The sequence below is a fragment of the Streptomyces sp. NPDC050856 genome (genome assembly GCF_040653855.1).
GTDB lineage: Bacteria > Actinomycetota > Actinomycetes > Streptomycetales > Streptomycetaceae > Streptomyces.
In genome coordinates, this window is sequence record NZ_JBFAGV010000017.1 from 87,767 (window position 1) to 102,723 (window position 14,957).

17 protein-coding genes and 1 riboswitch are annotated in these 14,957 nt (G+C 73.6%); of the genes, 9 read left to right on the forward strand and 8 right to left on the reverse strand.

All coding sequences use genetic code 11. The annotated features are described in order from the left end of the window. Positions 1 to 93 precede the first annotated feature (93 nt). Complete coding sequence (locus AB0H53_RS17605; RefSeq protein WP_362113420.1) at positions 94 to 183, reverse strand: trp operon leader peptide; 90 nt, start codon at positions 181 to 183, stop codon at positions 94 to 96. Between the two features lie 50 nt (positions 184 to 233). Between AB0H53_RS17605 and AB0H53_RS17610 the strand changes: the two genes are divergently transcribed. Both AB0H53_RS17610 and AB0H53_RS17615 read left to right on the forward strand, forming a co-directional pair. Next, entirely contained in the window at positions 234 to 1,589 is a 1,356-nt protein-coding gene (locus tag AB0H53_RS17610; protein WP_362113423.1) for a class II 3-deoxy-7-phosphoheptulonate synthase, read from the forward strand. Between the two features lie 179 nt (positions 1,590 to 1,768). Continuing rightward, positions 1,769 to 2,017 carry a (2Fe-2S)-binding protein gene (locus tag AB0H53_RS17615; protein WP_362113426.1) on the forward strand — a complete coding sequence of 83 codons (249 nt, stop codon included), beginning with the start codon at positions 1,769 to 1,771 and terminating at the stop codon, positions 2,015 to 2,017. Between the two features lie 54 nt (positions 2,018 to 2,071). Here AB0H53_RS17615 and bfr read toward each other — a convergent pair whose 3' ends face one another. Next, positions 2,072 to 2,551, reverse strand: coding sequence for a bacterioferritin (gene bfr / locus AB0H53_RS17620; protein ID WP_362113429.1), 480 nt, complete (start codon positions 2,549 to 2,551; stop codon positions 2,072 to 2,074). 157 nt (positions 2,552 to 2,708) lie between these two features. On the opposite strand from bfr, the gene AB0H53_RS17625 reads away from it, so the two are divergent. Beyond that, a complete protein-coding gene (locus AB0H53_RS17625) occupies positions 2,709 to 3,341 on the forward strand; it encodes a sulfite oxidase-like oxidoreductase (RefSeq protein ID WP_362113432.1) in 633 nt (210 codons plus the stop codon). Here AB0H53_RS17625 and AB0H53_RS17630 read toward each other — a convergent pair. The 5 genes from AB0H53_RS17630 to thiO form a co-directional block, all read right to left on the reverse strand. Beyond that, positions 3,308 to 4,195: a deoxyribonuclease IV gene (locus AB0H53_RS17630; RefSeq protein ID WP_362113435.1), complete on the reverse strand. Its 888-nt coding sequence runs from the start codon at positions 4,193 to 4,195 to the stop codon at positions 3,308 to 3,310. The two genes, AB0H53_RS17625 and AB0H53_RS17630, sit on opposite strands and share 34 nt — an antisense overlap. 7 nt (positions 4,196 to 4,202) lie before the next feature. Then, positions 4,203 to 6,149 (reverse strand): Stk1 family PASTA domain-containing Ser/Thr kinase, encoded by a 1,947-nt coding sequence (gene pknB / locus AB0H53_RS17635; protein WP_362113438.1) that lies wholly within the window; start codon positions 6,147 to 6,149, stop codon positions 4,203 to 4,205. A 134-nt stretch (positions 6,150 to 6,283) separates the two neighbouring features. Next, entirely contained in the window at positions 6,284 to 7,078 is a 795-nt protein-coding gene (locus tag AB0H53_RS17640; RefSeq protein ID WP_362113441.1) for a thiazole synthase, read from the reverse strand. 3 nt (positions 7,079 to 7,081) lie between these two features. Then, the gene (gene thiS / locus AB0H53_RS17645) at positions 7,082 to 7,282 is read right to left on the reverse strand and encodes a sulfur carrier protein ThiS (protein ID WP_362113444.1); all 201 of its coding nucleotides are present in this window, start codon (positions 7,280 to 7,282) and stop codon (positions 7,082 to 7,084) included. Further along, entirely contained in the window at positions 7,279 to 8,484 is a 1,206-nt protein-coding gene (thiO, locus tag AB0H53_RS17650; protein ID WP_362113447.1) for a glycine oxidase ThiO, read from the reverse strand. Before thiO ends, thiS begins: the two co-directional genes overlap by 4 nt. Continuing rightward, positions 8,482 to 8,594, reverse strand: a riboswitch (TPP riboswitch). (Overlaps the previous gene by 3 nt.) 111 nt (positions 8,595 to 8,705) lie before the next feature. On the opposite strand from thiO, the gene AB0H53_RS17655 reads away from it, so the two are divergent. The 5 genes from AB0H53_RS17655 (at position 8,706) to AB0H53_RS17675 (ending at position 13,135) form a co-directional block, all read left to right on the forward strand. Further along, a complete protein-coding gene (locus AB0H53_RS17655) occupies positions 8,706 to 9,926 on the forward strand; it encodes an FAD-dependent oxidoreductase (RefSeq protein ID WP_362113450.1) in 1,221 nt (406 codons plus the stop codon). Between the two features lie 41 nt (positions 9,927 to 9,967). Then, positions 9,968 to 10,333, forward strand: a complete 366-nt coding sequence (locus tag AB0H53_RS17660; protein WP_362113453.1) for an Rv2175c family DNA-binding protein — start codon at positions 9,968 to 9,970, stop codon at positions 10,331 to 10,333. Between the two features lie 178 nt (positions 10,334 to 10,511). Beyond that, positions 10,512 to 11,159, forward strand: a complete 648-nt coding sequence (thiE, locus tag AB0H53_RS17665) for a thiamine phosphate synthase (RefSeq protein WP_362113456.1) — start codon at positions 10,512 to 10,514, stop codon at positions 11,157 to 11,159. A gap of 119 nt (positions 11,160 to 11,278) precedes the next feature. Continuing rightward, positions 11,279 to 12,196, forward strand: a complete 918-nt coding sequence (gene metF, locus AB0H53_RS17670; protein ID WP_362113459.1) for a methylenetetrahydrofolate reductase [NAD(P)H] — start codon at positions 11,279 to 11,281, stop codon at positions 12,194 to 12,196. Between the two features lie 51 nt (positions 12,197 to 12,247). Further along, a complete protein-coding gene (locus AB0H53_RS17675; RefSeq protein WP_362113462.1) occupies positions 12,248 to 13,135 on the forward strand; it encodes a hypothetical protein in 888 nt (295 codons plus the stop codon). Positions 13,136 to 13,202: 67 nt separating this feature from the next. Here the strand turns inward: AB0H53_RS17675 and AB0H53_RS17680 are convergent, their stop codons facing one another. Further along, positions 13,203 to 14,666, reverse strand: coding sequence for an NAD(P)/FAD-dependent oxidoreductase (locus AB0H53_RS17680; protein ID WP_362113546.1), 1,464 nt, complete (start codon positions 14,664 to 14,666; stop codon positions 13,203 to 13,205). A 13-nt stretch (positions 14,667 to 14,679) separates the two neighbouring features. Here AB0H53_RS17680 and AB0H53_RS17685 point away from each other — a divergent pair, with 13 nt between their 5' ends. Continuing rightward, positions 14,680 to 14,808: a hypothetical protein gene (locus AB0H53_RS17685; RefSeq protein WP_362113465.1), complete on the forward strand. Its 129-nt coding sequence runs from the start codon at positions 14,680 to 14,682 to the stop codon at positions 14,806 to 14,808. Positions 14,809 to 14,957: the final 149 nt, after the last annotated feature.

Below are 14,957 nucleotides of genomic sequence, written 5' to 3' on the forward strand. Positions count from 1 at the left end.
TGCGTTCCTTCCGGATGGGAGGGAACGGCCCCGGAAACGGAGGAAGGCCGCCCCTCGGGCGGCCTTCGCGTGGTCCTGTGTACGCGCGCTGGATCAGTGGGCCGCCGGATGAGCGGTCCACCACCACTGCTGGGTCCTCTGCGCGAACATGCGGCGAACCCTATCGCATGAGGCTCGTCTCATCTGCTGAGCGGGCGGATGGGCGCTGGGGAAGAAGCCGTAAGGTTGTGCACGTGACCGTGAACGCTGATTCCCAAGCCGTCGCCGCCAAGGCGACCTGGCGAGACCTGCCCGCGGCGCAGCAGCCCGAGTACCCGGATGCCGAGGCTCTGCGCGATGTGATCGCGGACCTCGAGTCGTATCCGCCGCTCGTCTTCGCGGGCGAGTGCGATCAGCTGCGCGCCCGGATGGGAGCCGTCGCGAGGGGCGAGGCGTTCCTGCTCCAGGGCGGCGACTGCGCCGAGTCGTTCGACGCGGTGTCGGCCGAGCACATCCGCGCGAAGCTCAAGACGCTGCTCCAGATGGGCGCCGTGCTGACGTACGCGGCCTCCGTCCCCGTCGTGAAGGTGGGGCGGATCGCCGGCCAGTACTCCAAGCCGCGCTCCAAGTCGACCGAGACCCGGGACGGGGTGACGCTGCCGACCTACCGGGGCGACTCCGTCAACGGGTTCGACTTCACCGAGAAGGCCCGCATCCCGGACCCGCAGCGGCTGAAGCGGATGTACCAGGCGTCCGCCTCGACGCTGAACCTGGTGCGCGCCTTCACCACCGGCGGCTACGCCGACCTGCGCCAGGTGCACGCCTGGAACCAGGACTTCGTGAAGTCCTCGCCGTCCGGCCAGCGCTACGAGCAGCTGGCCCGCGAGATCGACGACGCGCTGAACTTCATGAAGGCGTGCGGCACCGACCCGGCCGAGTTCCGCACGGTCGAGTTCTACGCCTCGCACGAGGCGCTGCTGCTCGACTACGAGTCGGCGCTGACCAGGATCGACTCCCGGACCGGGGAGCTGTACGACACCTCGGGCCACATGGTGTGGATCGGTGAGCGCACCCGCCAGCTCGACGGGGCCCACATCGAGTTCGCGTCCAAGATCCGCAACCCGATCGGCATCAAGCTCGGCCCGACGACCACGGTGGACGAGGCGCTGACCTACGTCGACCGCCTCGACCCCGACCGGGAGCCGGGCCGGCTGACCTTCATCGTCCGCATGGGCGCCGACAAGGTCCGCGACAAGCTTCCCGAGCTGGTCGAGAAGGTCACCGCGTCCGGTGCGACGGTGGCGTGGGTGACCGACCCCATGCACGGCAACACCTTCGAGGCGGCCTCCGGCCACAAGACGCGGCGCTTCGACGACGTGCTGGACGAGGTCAAGGGCTTCTTCGAGGTGCACAAGGAGCTGGGTACGCACCCGGGCGGCCTGCACATGGAGCTGACCGGTGACGACGTCACCGAGTGTGTGGGCGGCGGCGACGAGATCTTCGTGGACGACCTGCACCAGCGGTACGAGACGGCCTGCGACCCGCGCCTGAACCGCAGCCAGGCTCTCGACCTGGCCTTCCTGGTCGCGGAGATGTACCGAGCCCAGTGATCTCGGCGTAGAACCGCCTTGACGCGGCGATGGGGCGCGGATCCATGTGATCCGCGCCCCATCGCCGTTCCCGGGGCCCGACCGGGCTTTCGCGCACGGGGAGCCGCGGGTAAGGTTAGGTTAGCCTCACCGATCAAGCCGGAGGGGTCGCCGACGATGCCGAACGATCCCGCAGGGAGGTGAGCCGCGTGTACGTCTGCTCATGCTTCGGCGTCACCGAGAAGCAGATCAAGGAACACGCGGGCGCCGGTGCCTGCACGCCTCGCCAGATCGCGTCGGCCTGCAAGGCCGGCACGGACTGCGGCTCCTGCGTGCGTCGTATCCAGGCGATTCTCGGCCGGGGCGACTGCCCGCGGCGCGAGCTGGTGAACCAGGGCGAACCCGCCCTGATGGCGGAGGTCCGCCCGGAACTGAGCGAAGCGGCCTGACGGCCCGGCCGGCCCGCCCGGGGAGGGGCGGACGGCTCGCCGCGCCCGGTTCGTTCAGCCCTCCGGCTGCTCGATCACCTGGGCGATGTAGAGCGCCTCGCCGAGCTTCTCGACCAGCTCCAGCTGGGTGTCGAGGTAGTCGATGTGGTGCTCCTCGTCCGCCAGGATCGACTCGAAGATGTTCGCGGACGTGATGTCGCCCTTGCTGCGCATCACGTCGATGCCGCGCTTGAGCCGGTCGATCGCCTCGACCTCCACCTGCCGGTCCGCCTGGAACATCTCGGTGACCGTCTGGCCGATCCGGACGTGGAAGAGCCGCTGGTAGTTCGGCAGGCCGTCCAGGAAGAGGATCCGGTCGGTCAGCACCTCGGCGTGCTTCATCTCGTCGAAGGACTCCGCACGGGTGTACTTCGCCAGCTTCGTCCACCCGAAGTTCTCCTGCATCTTCGCGTGCAGGAAGTACTGGTTGATCGCGGTCAATTCGGCGGTCAGCTGCTCGTTGAGGAACTCGATGACCTCGGGGTCGCCCTGCATCGCAGAGGCTCCTTCCGCGCGTGTGAGAAGGGAGGAATGCGCGCATCCTCGCACCAGGGGGGAGAGTCGTCCAGTAAGTGCATGCTTAGTAGGAATTGCCCCGGATTGGCAATGCCCCCCGTCATCATCACCCTTCCCGGTCTGTCACCATTGAGTCATGGGTCAGCCGGAGAGCGAGGAACACCGGGCGGCGGGGGAGACCGAGCTTCCGCCGGGACAGCGACTCCAGCGCGGCTGGCCGGTCACCCACTACGGGCCCGTTCCGAAGTTCAAGGCGGACCGCTGGGAGTTCCGCGTCTTCGGCGCCACGGCGGACGGCGGCAAGCCGTCCTGGAACCACGAGCAGTTCTCGGCGCTGCCGTTCGCCACGGTGGTGGCCGATCTGCACTGCGTCACGAAGTTCAGCATGGTGGGCGCCGAATGGGGCGGTGTCCCGGCCCGGACGATCCTGGAACTGGCGCCCCCGGCGGCCGGTGTCAGCCATGTGATGGTGTGGGCCGAGTACGGCTTCAGCGCCAACCTGCGGCTCTCCGACTTCGCCTCGGACCGGACGATCTTCGCCACGCACAAGGACGGGGAACTGCTCACCGCCGAGCACGGCTTCCCGGTGCGGCTGGTCGTACCCCACCTGTACGCCTGGAAGGGGCCCAAATGGGTGCGGGGCGTGGAGTACATGACCGCCGACCGCCGCGGGTTCTGGGAGGAGCGGGGCTACCACAACCTCGGTGACCCCTGGCGCGAGCAGCGCTATTCCTATCAGGAGGAGCCGGGCGACGGCCCGGAGCTCTGACCTGGCTCGCGCAGCTTCTTCAGCCGCTCCACGTCCCCCGCGTGACCCTCCTTGCCGCCCGGCGTCTCGATGACCAGGGGCACGCCCTCGGTCGCCGGGTGGCGCATCAGCTCCCGGAACGGTTCCTCGCCGATGTGACCGGCGCCGATGTTGGCGTGCCGGTCCTTGTGCGCGCCCGCCACGTCCTTGGAGTCGTTGGCGTGGATCAGCTTCAGCCGCCCCTCGCCGACCGTTTCCACGAGCGAGTCCAGCGTCCGGCGCATGCCGTGCTCCCCGGTCAGGTCGTGCCCGGCCGCGAAGACATGGCAGGTGTCCAGGCACACGCCGAGCCTGGGGTGGGCGTCGAGGGCCTCGAAGTACGGGCCGAAGTCCCAGGTCCGGGAGCAGAGCGAGGAGCCCTGGCCGGCCGTCGACTCCAGCAGCAGGAACGGGTCGTCGTCGTGCGTCAGCTCGTCCAGCAGCGGCAGCAGCCGCGCCCGTACCTGCGCCAGGGCCTCCGCGCGGGGCCGGCCGCCGGTCGCCGATCCGGTGTGCACCACCACGCCCAGCGCGCCGATGGCCCGGGCCCGGCGCAGTGAGTGGCGCAGCGAGTCCACGGACCTCTCGGCGGTCGCCTCGGTGTGGGAGCCGAAGTTGATCAGGTACGGGGCGTGGACGTACGCGGCGATGCCCTCGGTGGCGCACTCGGCCCGGAACCGCTCGTCCTGGGCGGGATTCCCGGTGGGCGTGGCCCAGCCGCGCGGGTTGGCGACGAAGACCTGGACGGTCTCGGCGCCTATCTCACGGGCGTAGGTGAGACCGGTCGTGGCGAGGCCGCCGGCCACGGGGACATGGCCGCCGACAGGGTTGCGCATGAGGTGTCTACAGTCCCTTGATCTTGATGGTGATGGTGCTGCCCTCGGGGGCCCGTTCGCCGCCCGCCACCGACTGGCCGGCGACGGTGTCACCGAGGAAGGGGAAGGTCTTCTGGGTCCTCACCTCGAAGCCCGCCGCCCTCAGGGCGCGCTCGGCCTCGTCGGCCTTCTTGCCGGTGACGTCGGGGACGACGGCCGTACGGGGGCCCTTGGAGACGGTCAGGGTGATCGTGTCGCCCTTCGCGACCTGTCCGCCGGCGGGGGACTGGAGCACGACCGTTCCCGCGTCCTTGGGGGAGTGGACCCGCTCGGCGGCCACCCGCACGGCGAGCCCGGCGCCCTCCAGGGTACGGGTGGCGTCCCCGACCCGGGCGCCGGTGACGTCCGGGACGTCCACCGGGGCGCCCTTGCTGACGACCAGGGCGACCGCGGACTCCGGGCTGCGCTCGGTGCCGGGCCCGGGGTCCGTGCTGATCACCGCGCCCCGCTCGACGTCCTGGCTGAACGCCCGGGTGATCATGCCGGGTGCCAGACCGGCCCCGGTCAGTTCGCGCCTGGCCTCGGCGAGCGGGGTGCCCTTGAGGTCCGGGACCTTCACGGTCCTCGGGCCCCGGGAGATGGTGAGGGTCACCGAGCCGTTGCCCCGGATCCGCTCGCCGGGCTCGGGGTCGGTGGCCATGACGGTGCCGCGCCGGTAGGCGCCGCTGTACTCGTGCTCGGTGCCCCTGACGTCCAGCCCGGCGTCGGTGAGCCGCTTCTCGGCCTGCTCCTGGCTCTGGCCGAGGACGGCCGGGACGCGGGTGAACTGGCCCGAGTTGATGTACCAGACGCCTCCGCCGAGCCCGAGGACGAGCAGCGCCGCCACCAGGACGGCGAGCGGGCCGCGCCGGCGGGCGGGGCGCGGGAGGCGGTCCGCCGGGACGGGGGCAGCGGCCGGCCCCGGACCGGCATCCGGCCTCGGCCCCGGCGGCGGCAGCGGGAGCCTGCTGGTGTGCTGGACCGGCTCGCGCTCCGCGGCCACGGGCCGCGCGAGGACACTGGTGACGTCCTCGGGGCCGGCACCGGGCCGCTCGGCGCGCGCCCGCGGCGGGACCTGGTCCAGCTGTTCGTCGCCCAGGACCGCACGGGTCTCACGGGCCTGCGCGAGGAGGGTCACCGCGTCGTGCGGGCGCAGCTCGGGGTCGCGGGCGGTGGCGCTCGCCACCAGGTCGTCCAGCTCGGGCGCCAGGCCGGGGGCGGCGGCGGACGGGGCGGGCACGTCCGCGTTGAGGTGCTGGTAGAGGACCTGGGCGGGCGTGTCGCCGGCGTGCGGCTTGGCGCCGGTGAGCATCTCGTACAGCACGACGCCGCAGGCGTACACGTCCGCGCGGGTGTCGGCGGTGCCGTGCTCGATCTGCTCGGGCGCCAGGTAGGACACCGTGCCCAGCACCGAGCCGGTCGTGTTGGTGGCCGTGCCCACGGCCCGGACCAGCCCGAAGTCGGCGACCTTGACCCAGCCGTCGTCGCCTATCAGGACGTTCTCCGGCTTCATGTCCCGGTGCACGAACCCGGCCCGGTGAGCGGCCCCCAGGGCGGCGAGCACCGGCTCCAGGATGTCCAGCGCGGCGCGCGGCTGGAGCGCGCCGCGCTCGCGCAGCACGTCACGGAGCGTGCAGCCCGCCACGTACTCCATGGCGAGGTACACGTACGGCCCGTCCGTGCCCTGGTCGAAGACGCCGACCACGTTGGGGTGCGAGAGCCGCGCGACGGACTTGGCCTCGCGGATGAACCGCTCCACGAACGTCGCGTCGGCCGCCAGGGCCGGGTGCATCACCTTCAGCGCGAGTTCCCGGTCCAGCCGGGTGTCGAGGGCCCGGTAGACCGTGGCCATGCCACCGACGGCGATGCGCGCGTCGACCCGGTAGCGGCCGTCGAGCGACTGGCCGACCAGCGGGTCGTGCAGGGTCGTATCCACCCGGCCGAGTCTACGAGCCCCCACCGGCACCCCTGTCGCCGCGTACCTGACACGGCTCCGGACCGCAGCACACCTGTGACACCCGGTCCCGGGGCCGGGCCTGGGCCGGTCGGCGGCCCGGCCCGGGGCGCCGGTCAGAACGCCGGCCGCTCCGGGTCCAGCACCGCCCGTCCCTCCACCGGGGACGACGCCTCGGCGAAGTGCCGGCGCGGGATGCGGCCCGCCCGGCGGGCCAGCCGGCCGGCCTCGACCGCGTGCCGCATCGCCTCAGCCATCAGCACCGGCTCCTGCGCCCGGGTGACCGCCGAGGCCAGCATCACCGCCGCGCACCCCAGCTCCATGGCCAGCGCCGCGTCGGACGCCGTCCCGGCGCCCGCGTCCAGGATCACCGGCACGCTCGCCCGCTCCACGATCAGCTGGAAGTTGTGCGGGTTGCGGATGCCCAGTCCGGACCCGATCGGCGAGCCCAGCGGCATGACCGCCGCGCACCCGGCGTCCTCCAGCTTCCGTGCCAGGACCGGGTCGTCGTTGGTGTACGGCAGCACGGTGAAGCCGTCGTCGACCAGGGTCTCGGCCGCGTCGAGCAGTTCGACCGGGTCCGGCAGGAGCGTGCGCTCGTCGGCGACGACCTCCAGCTTGATCCAGTCCGTACCCAGTGCCTCCCGCGCCAGGCGGGCGGTCAGCACCGCCTCGCCCGCGGTGAAGCAGCCGGCCGTGTTCGGCAGCACGCGGACGCCCAGCCGGTCCAGCACGGACAGCACCGAGCCTTGGACGGTCGGGTCGAGGCGGCGCATCGCCACGGTCGTCAGCTCGGTGCCGCTGGCGACGAGCGAGCGTTCCAGCACGTCGAGGCTGGGAGCTCCGCCCGTACCCATGATCAGCCGGGAGTCGAAGGTGGTCCCGGCGATGGTGAGACGGTCGTCGGCCACGGCTCAGCCCCCCTGGACCGCGGTGAGCACCTCGACCCGGTCGCCGTCACCGAGCAGCGTCCCGGCCCACTGGCCGCGCGGGACCACCGTCTCGTTGACGGCGGCGGCGACACCGGACGGCGCGGCGGTGAGGGTGGCGACCAGGGCGTCCAGGGTGACGGGCGCGGCGAGCTGCCGCGTCTCGCCGTTCACGGAGACGTTCATGACACTCCTGCGGGAGAGGAAGCGGGAGAAACGGGGGAGGAGGCGGGGGAAGGGACGGCGGCGGAGGTGAAGCGGGCCGGGCTGAACGCCCGGGCCTCCTCCGGCAGCTCGCCGGTGACCAGCAGTTCGGCCATGACGTCACCGGTGACGGGCGTCAGGAGCACCCCGTTGCGGTAATGGCCGGTCGCCAGGTGCAGCCCGGGCAGCGCGGACGGCCCCAGCAGCGGCGCGTTGTCGGGCGACCCGGGCCGCAGCCCCGCGCGGGTCTCGGTCAGCGGCAGCTCGGTGATGCCGGGCACCAGCTCATGGGCGTCGCGCAGCAGCTCGTACACCCCGCCGGCGGTGACCGTGGTGTCCCAGCCCAGCTCCTCGCTGGTGGCGCCCACGACCAGCTCGCCGTTCTCACGCGGCACCAGGTAGACGTGGCTGCCCCGGACGACGGCCCGGACGGTACGGCTCAGGAAGGGCGCGCGGAGGCGCGGCACCGTCAGCCGCAGCACCTGCCCCTTGACGGGCCGCACCGGCGGCAGCGCGCCGTCCGGGACGCCGCCGAGCCGACCGCTCAGGCTGCCCGCGGCGAGCACCACCTGGTCGGCGTGGAGCGCCGTGCCGTCCGCGAGCACCGCCCCCGCGGCCCGGTCCCGTACCACCGACAGCCGGTCCGCCCAGGCGCGCCGGAAGACCACACCGGCCCGCTCACAGGCCGTGACCAGGGCCGCCGCCAGCCGCCTGGGGTCCACCTGGTGATCGCCGTCCACCCGCAGCCCGCCGCGCACCCCGGGCGCCAGCATGGGTTCCAGCCGCCGGCACTCGCGGCCGGTCAGCCACTGTGAGTCCAGCCCTGAGCGCTGTTGCAGGGCGTGGAGTTCCCGCAGGTGGGCGCGGTCGTCGGCGTCCAGGGCGACGGCGAGCGTGCCGCACGCCCGGTAGCCGACGTCCAGCCCGGTGGCCTCCCGGAGCCCGGCGGCGAAGTCCGGGTAGCGGCGGGCGGAGGACAGGTTGAGCCCGAGCAGCGTCTGCTCGCCGTAGTGGAGCTCGGTGACCGCGGCGAGCATGCCGGCCGCCACCCGCGCGGCCCCGCCGCCCGGCTCGGGGTCGGCGACGGCGACCCGCAGCCCGCGCTGCGCCGCCCGCCAGGCCGTCACCAGGCCGATGATCCCGCCCCCGATGACGAGGACATCCGATCCTGTACGTGGATGCATGGGCGTCCAGCCCCTCCCTTCGCCGGCATGACCCGGATCAGGTTCGTACGGTCGGAGGCCGGCCAGCCTCCCTCTCAGCCCGGTGCGTCCGGGCTCCCGCGAGTGCTCTGCGGTGGCCAGACTAACCGACCCCCCACCACGCGGTAAGGGAGGCTTCACGGGTGGGGCGCGCGGCGGACGATCGGCTTCCTGACATCGCGTCACCTGCGTAAGGTGGCCGGGTGAGCGAGGAGCGGAACCAGCAGCAGCGGCGCGTCGTCATCGCCGGGGCGGGCATGGCGGGCGTGCAGACCGCCGTGGCCCTCCGGGAACAGGGCTTCACCGGCCCGGTGCTCCTGATCGGCGCGGAGCCGCACCAGCCCTACGACCGGCCACCGCTGTCCAAGGCGGTCCTGCTGGGTACGGCCGAGGGCTCGGCCTTCGACATCGACTTCGAGTCGCTCGACGTCGAGCTGCGCCTCGGGGTCGAGGTCACCGGCGTACGCGCCGAGGAGCACGAGGTGGACACCGGGGACGGGCCCGTCCCCTACGACGTCCTGGTCGTCGCCACCGGCGCCCGGCCCGTCGCGCTGCCCGGCTCCGACGGCGTGCCCGGGGTCCACCTGCTGCGCACCCTGGACGACGCCGAGCGGCTCCGGCCGGTCCTGGCGGAGCGGCACGACATCGTGGTGGTCGGCGCCGGCTGGATCGGCGCCGAGTTCACCACCGCCGCCCGGGAGGCGGGGTGCGCGGTGACCGTGGTGGAGGCCGCCGACCTGCCGCTGGCCGGTGCCCTGCCCGCCGAGGTCGCCGCCCCGATGGCCGAGTGGTACCAGGAGAGCGGTGCCCAGCTCCTCACCCGCGCGCGGGTGGGCCACCTCGAACCGGGCGAGGTCGCCCTGGAGGACGGCCGGCTGCTGCCCGCCGACGCGGTGGTCGTCGGCATCGGAGCCAGGCCCGCCACCGACTGGCTGGCGGGGTCCGGCATCGAGCTGGGCTCGGACGGCGCGGTCACCGCCGACGAGCACCTGCGCACCTCGGTCCCCGATGTGTACGCCGTCGGCGACTGCGCCTCCTTCCCCTCCGCCCGGTACGGCGAGCGGCTGCTGGTGCACCACTGGGACAACGCCCTGCAGGGCCCGCGCACGGTCGCCGCAGGCATCGCGGGCGGGGCCCCGAGGCCCTATGACCCGGTGCCGTACTTCTGGTCCGAGCAGTTCGGCCGGTTCGTCCAGTACGCGGGGCACCACGCCGCGGCCGACACCCTGGTCCGGCGCGGCGACCCGGCCGGGGCCGCCTGGTCGGTGGCGTGGCTGCGCGAGGGCGCCCTGGTGGCGCTGCTCGCGGTGGGCCGCCCGCGCGACCTCGCGCAGGGGCGCAAGCTCATCGAGGCGGGCACGCCGCTGGACCCGGAGCGCGTCGCCGACCCCGCCGTACCGCTGAAAGGCGCCGTGCCGGCCTAGCCCGGCTACCGGCTGTCAGCGCGGGATGGCACGCTTGTCCCGTGACCGAGATTGACGCAAAGATCGATGCTCTCGTCCCCGCCTGGCTGCACCTCCCCGACATCGCCGAGATGCTCGGTATCGAGGTGACGCGTGTGCGGCAGCTGGTCAAGGAGGGCCAGCTGATCGCCGTGCGCCGCGGCGAGAACAGGACGCTCCAGGTGCCCGCCGCCTTCATCGGGGACGGCAAGGTCGTCAAGGGCCTGGCCGGGACCCTGACGCTCCTGAGGGACGACGGCTTCACCGACGAAGAGATGCTGGAGTGGCTCTTCACTCCCGACCCGACCCTGCCGGGCACGCCCGTGCAGGCGCTCAGCGAGAACCGCGGCACGGAGGTGAAGCGCCGCGCCCAGGCGCTCGCCGTCTGAGGCCCCGGCGCCCGGGCGCGCCGACGCACTGAAGACCGCCGACCACCACGCGGTGTGCGGCAGGACGCCGACCGCCGCGGTGTGCGGCGGAACACCGACACCAGGCGGTGCGCGGGCCGGGGGCGGGTGCGCCCGCCCGGCCGGTCCGCGCGCCGCCGCACCACGGGGGGAACACCTCATGTCCACCGCACATCCGCTCCTGTCCGACGCCCGGCTCTACCTGTGCACGGACGCCCGCAAGCGGCAGGGGGACCTGCCCGGGTTCCTCGACGCCGTTCTCGCTTCCGGCGTGGACATCGTGCAGCTCCGCGACAAGGGCATGGAGGCGGGCGAGGAGCTGGAGCACCTCGCGGTGTTCGCGGACGCCTGCCGCCGCCACGGCAAGCTGCTCGCCGTCAACGACCGGGCCGACGTGGCGCACGCCATCGGCTCGGACGTGCTGCACCTCGGCCAGGGGGACCTGCCGGTGCCGGCCGCCCGCGCGATCCTCGGTGACCAGGTGCTGGTGGGCCGCTCCACGCACGCCGAGGCGGAGGTGGACGCGGCGGTCGCCGAGCCGTGCGTCGACTACTTCTGCACCGGGCCCTGCTGGCCCACGCCCACCAAGCCGGGGCGGTACGCCCCCGGCCTCGGCCTGGTCCGGTACGCCGCGTCCCTGGCCCAGGACCGGCCCTGGTTCGCGATCGGCGGTATCGACGCCGGCAACCTCGACGAGGTGCTGGACGCCGGCGCCCGCCGGGTCGTCGTCGTCCGGGCGATCACGGAGGCCGACGACCCGGCCGCCGCCACGGCGGAGCTGAGCCGGCGCGTCCGCGAGCGTCCGTGAGGGACCGCGCGCGCCCGTACTGTCCACGACTGTCCGAGGGGTGGACAACAAGCCGACAAAAGCGAGCGAATCGCCCTGCTCCGGTTGGGTGACCGCCCCGGCGTGGCTAACCTGCGGGTATGGCCCTTGGCACAGCTTCCACCAGAACGGACCGCGCGCTCACCGTGCGCGAGCTGCTCGCGACCGGCAGGACGTCGTACTCGTTCGAGTTCTGGGCGCCCAAGACCGAGAAGGGCGAGCGCAACCTCTGGAACGCGCTGCGCCGGGTCGAGGCGGTGGCTCCCAGCTTCGTGTCCGTCACGTACGGAGCGGGCGGCTCCACGCGCGCCGGCACGGTCAAGGCCACCCAGCAGATCGCGGCCGACACCACGCTCACCCCGGTGGCGCACCTGACCGCGGTCAACCACACCGTCGCCGAACTGCGCAACATGATCGGCCAGTACGCCGACGCCGACATCAGGAACATCCTCGCGGTGCGCGGCGACCCGCCCGGCGACCCGATGGGCGAGTGGGTCCCGCACCCTCAGGGCGTCCGGTACGCCGCCGACCTGGTCCGGCTCATCAAGGAGTCGGGTGACTTCTGCGTCGGCGTCGCCGCCTTCCCGGAGATGCACCCGCGCTCCACCGACTGGGACACCGACGTCCGGCACTTCGTCGACAAGTGCCGCGCCGGCGCGGACTACGCGATCACCCAGATGTTCTTCTTCCCCGAGGACTACCTGCGGCTGCGGGACCGGGTGGCGGCCGAAGGCTGCGAGACGCCGATCATTCCCGAGGTCATGCCGGTCACCAGCGTCCGGCAGATCGAACGGTTCGCCGAGCTCAGCAACGCCCACTTCCCGCCCGGGCTGAAAGAGCGGATCCTCGCGGTCCAGGACGATCCGGCCGCTGTACGCTCCATTGGCATCGAGTACGCGACGGAGTTCTGCGCGCGGCTGCTGTCCGAGGGTGTCCCCGGCCTGCACTTCATCACGCTGAACAACTCCACGGCGACGCTCGAGATCTACGAGAATCTCGGACTGCACGCGCAGTCCTGACCGGCCCACCCGCCACAACCCCGGGGCGGCGGCCGTAGGAGAGGGGCGGGCATGGGCTGGACGGTCCTCTACATCGCGTTCGGTGTCGTCGCGCTGTGGCTGCTGGGCGAGGTGCTGCTGCAGTACAAGGCGCGGCTGCGGTGGCGGGTGCTGGCCTTCACGGGCTTCCTGGGCGTGGTGGTCGGCGTGCTGCTGCCCTCCGTGCTGGTGATCATCGTGGGCGCGCTGGCCTTCGCGGTCGGCCAGACCTACGTCACCCTCTCCTTCCGGCGCGGCTTCTCGACCGGCTGGGCGATCGGCGGCAGGCCAGGGGCCAGCCGCCGCCGCAGGTCCGGGGCGAAGCCGCCGGCCGGCGGCCCCGGTCCGGTGCTGGAGGTCTCCGGAATGGAGGACGGCGACACCGGCCCCGGACGTGACACGTCCTCGCCCGAGCGGCCGGCCGACGACGTCACGGCGGTCTACGAACCGCAGCCGCTGCCCGACGAGACCGGGCAGTACGGCGTTTACAACCCCGCCACCGCCGGCTTCCCGGCCCCGGAGCGGGACGGCGGGGCCGAGCGGCACAGCGCCCCGTACGACACCGCCGGCCCCTACGACGGCGGTAACTACGACACCACGTTCGGCGGCTACGCCCCGGCCGGCGGGGACGTGCCGGACGCCCACTCCGCCCCCTACGACTACGGCACCGGGGCCCCGCAGTACGCCGCGTACTCCGACCCTTACATCGGGACCAGTCCCGGCCCGCAGGGCTACGGCGGGTACGAGGGCCGGCAGCCGTACGCCGACCCCTACGCCCCCCAGTACGGCACGGACACGCCCCCCGGCGGGCTGTGGGTGCCGCAGCAGCGCGACAGCGAGCAGCAGGTGCCCCCGCCGCCCCAGGAACCCCCGGCGCCGTACGGCTACGACCCGGGGCCGGGCGACCAGTACCGCCACTGACGCCCCGCCGGCGAAGCCCTCGCGTCCGCAGGGCCGTCCCGCCGGTGGAGCCGTCCCGGCGCGCGGGCTACTGGGAGCCGCGGAAGTCCGGGCCCTCCACGATCAGCCCGGCGACCAGGGCCCCGGACATCCCGGCGTGCGCCGGTCCCCCTCCCGGATGCGCCCAGCCGCCCACGGCGTACAGCCCCGGCAGCCGGGTGGTGTTGGCCGGGTGCAGGTACCGCCCGCCGGCCCCCGCCAGTGACGGGGCGGCCACCGCGCCGCTCTCGGCGGGCGTGCGCACCTCCCGCCACAGCAGCCGCTCCTCCAGGTCCGGCACGGCCGCGCGCGCCACGTCGACCAGCACGTCCGCGTACCGCTCGCGCAGCCGCCCGTCCGTCCAGCCGGTCGTCCCGTCGCCGGTCGCAGCCACCGTCGCGGTGAGGGTCACCGCCTCGTGCCCGGGGTCCGGACGGGTCGCCGGGTCGTCCGGCCGCAGCACGGTGACCGTGGGCCGCCCGGCGGCGCGGCCGGCGAACACGGCCGCCGCCTCGGCCCGGGCGTCGGGGGCGTGGACCACCGTGCGGTGGGCGGCGTCCCCGGGGCGCGCCCCGCGCAGCGCCAGCAGCACGGTGAAGCGACCCGACCGCGCACCCGTCTGCGCTGCCACGTCCCCCTCACCCCGCAGGGCGTGCCCGGTCAGGCCCTCCGGGGCGGCACCCGCCACCACATGGTCCGCCTCGGCCACCGTGCCGTCGGCGAGCTCGACCCCGGCCGCGCGCCCGCCCTCGTCGAGGATCCGCACCACTTCGGCACCGAAGACGAACTCCACCCTCCGGGACACGCACCGTTCGTGGACGGCCCGGGCCAGGGCCCGCATCCCGCCCGCCACGTACCAGCTGCCGAAGGTCTGCTCCATGTACGGCAGCAGCGCGGCGGCGGCCGGGGCGTGCCGCGGATCCAGGCCGTAGGACAGCGCGTACCACTCCAGCAGGGCGGCCAGCCGGGGGTCGCCCAGCTCCCACGCGCCGATCTCGGACACCGTGCCTGCCCGGCGGGTGCGCAGCATCCGCCGCTGCTTGACCGCCGGATAGGGATCGCGGCGGAGCACCCGCCAGTCCGGCCGCAGCGGCTCCTCCAGCAGTGGCCGGCGCGAGCGGTCCCACGCGTCGCGGGCGCGGCCCAGGAAGTCGCCCCACCGCTCACCGGCGCCCGCGCCGATCGCCCCGTCCAGCGCGGCGACGACACCCGCCCGGGAGGCGTTCGGCAGGGACACGGCCGTCCCGTCGGCGAAGACGTGCCGGCTGGCCGGGTCCACCTGGCTCAGCTCGACGCACCGCTCCAGCGGCTCCCTGCCGGTCTTGACGAACAGGTCCCGGTAGACCGCCGGCAGGTGCAGCAGCCCCGGGCCGGTGTCGAAGGAGAAACCGTCGCGCTCGAACCGGCCGAGCGCGCCGCCGTACGTCGCCGCGCGCTCGTACACCGTCACCCGGTGGCCCGCCACCGCCAGCCGGGCAGCCGCCGCCATGGCGCCCATCCCGGCGCCGATCACCGCAATCCGTGCCATGTCAGCGACCTTATCCAGTTCCGCCGACAGCTCGGCGGGGCGGTCCTCCTCCCTGCCCGCCGCCGCCCGCCGCCGCCCGGTGGCGGGCCGCCGGCACGAGCGCGTGGGCACCGGTGCGGAGGCCTGAGTATGCGTACTCAGTGGCCAGGATGAGTAGGTGTGCGGATGGGTTTCCACCCGCCGGGACGGAAGAGTGGGGACCACGGAAAGGGCGCGGCGCCGGCACCGCCGGCACGGGGCGGCGGAACGGCACCGCGCACTTGCCGAACGGGGACG

Bases quoted from the DNA above. Each gene is read 5' to 3' on its own strand.
- AB0H53_RS17605 (WP_362113420.1), bottom strand. From the start codon at position 183: ATGAGACGAGCCTCATGCGATAGGGTTCGCCGCATGTTCGCGCAGAGG.
- bfr (WP_362113429.1), bottom strand. From the start codon at position 2,551: ATGCAGGGCGACCCCGAGGTCATCGAGTTCCTCAACGAGCAGCTGACC.
- AB0H53_RS17625 (WP_362113432.1), top strand. From the start codon at position 2,709: ATGGGTCAGCCGGAGAGCGAGGAACACCGGGCGGCGGGGGAGACCGAG.
- AB0H53_RS17630 (WP_362113435.1), bottom strand. From the start codon at position 4,195: ATGCGCAACCCTGTCGGCGGCCATGTCCCCGTGGCCGGCGGCCTCGCC.
- thiS (WP_362113444.1), bottom strand. From the start codon at position 7,282: ATGAACGTCTCCGTGAACGGCGAGACGCGGCAGCTCGCCGCGCCCGTC.
- thiO (WP_362113447.1), bottom strand. From the start codon at position 8,484: ATGCATCCACGTACAGGATCGGATGTCCTCGTCATCGGGGGCGGGATC.
- thiE (WP_362113456.1), top strand. From the start codon at position 10,512: ATGTCCACCGCACATCCGCTCCTGTCCGACGCCCGGCTCTACCTGTGC.
- metF (WP_362113459.1), top strand. From the start codon at position 11,279: ATGGCCCTTGGCACAGCTTCCACCAGAACGGACCGCGCGCTCACCGTG.
- AB0H53_RS17675 (WP_362113462.1), top strand. From the start codon at position 12,248: ATGGGCTGGACGGTCCTCTACATCGCGTTCGGTGTCGTCGCGCTGTGG.
- AB0H53_RS17685 (WP_362113465.1), top strand. From the start codon at position 14,680: ATGTCAGCGACCTTATCCAGTTCCGCCGACAGCTCGGCGGGGCGGTCC.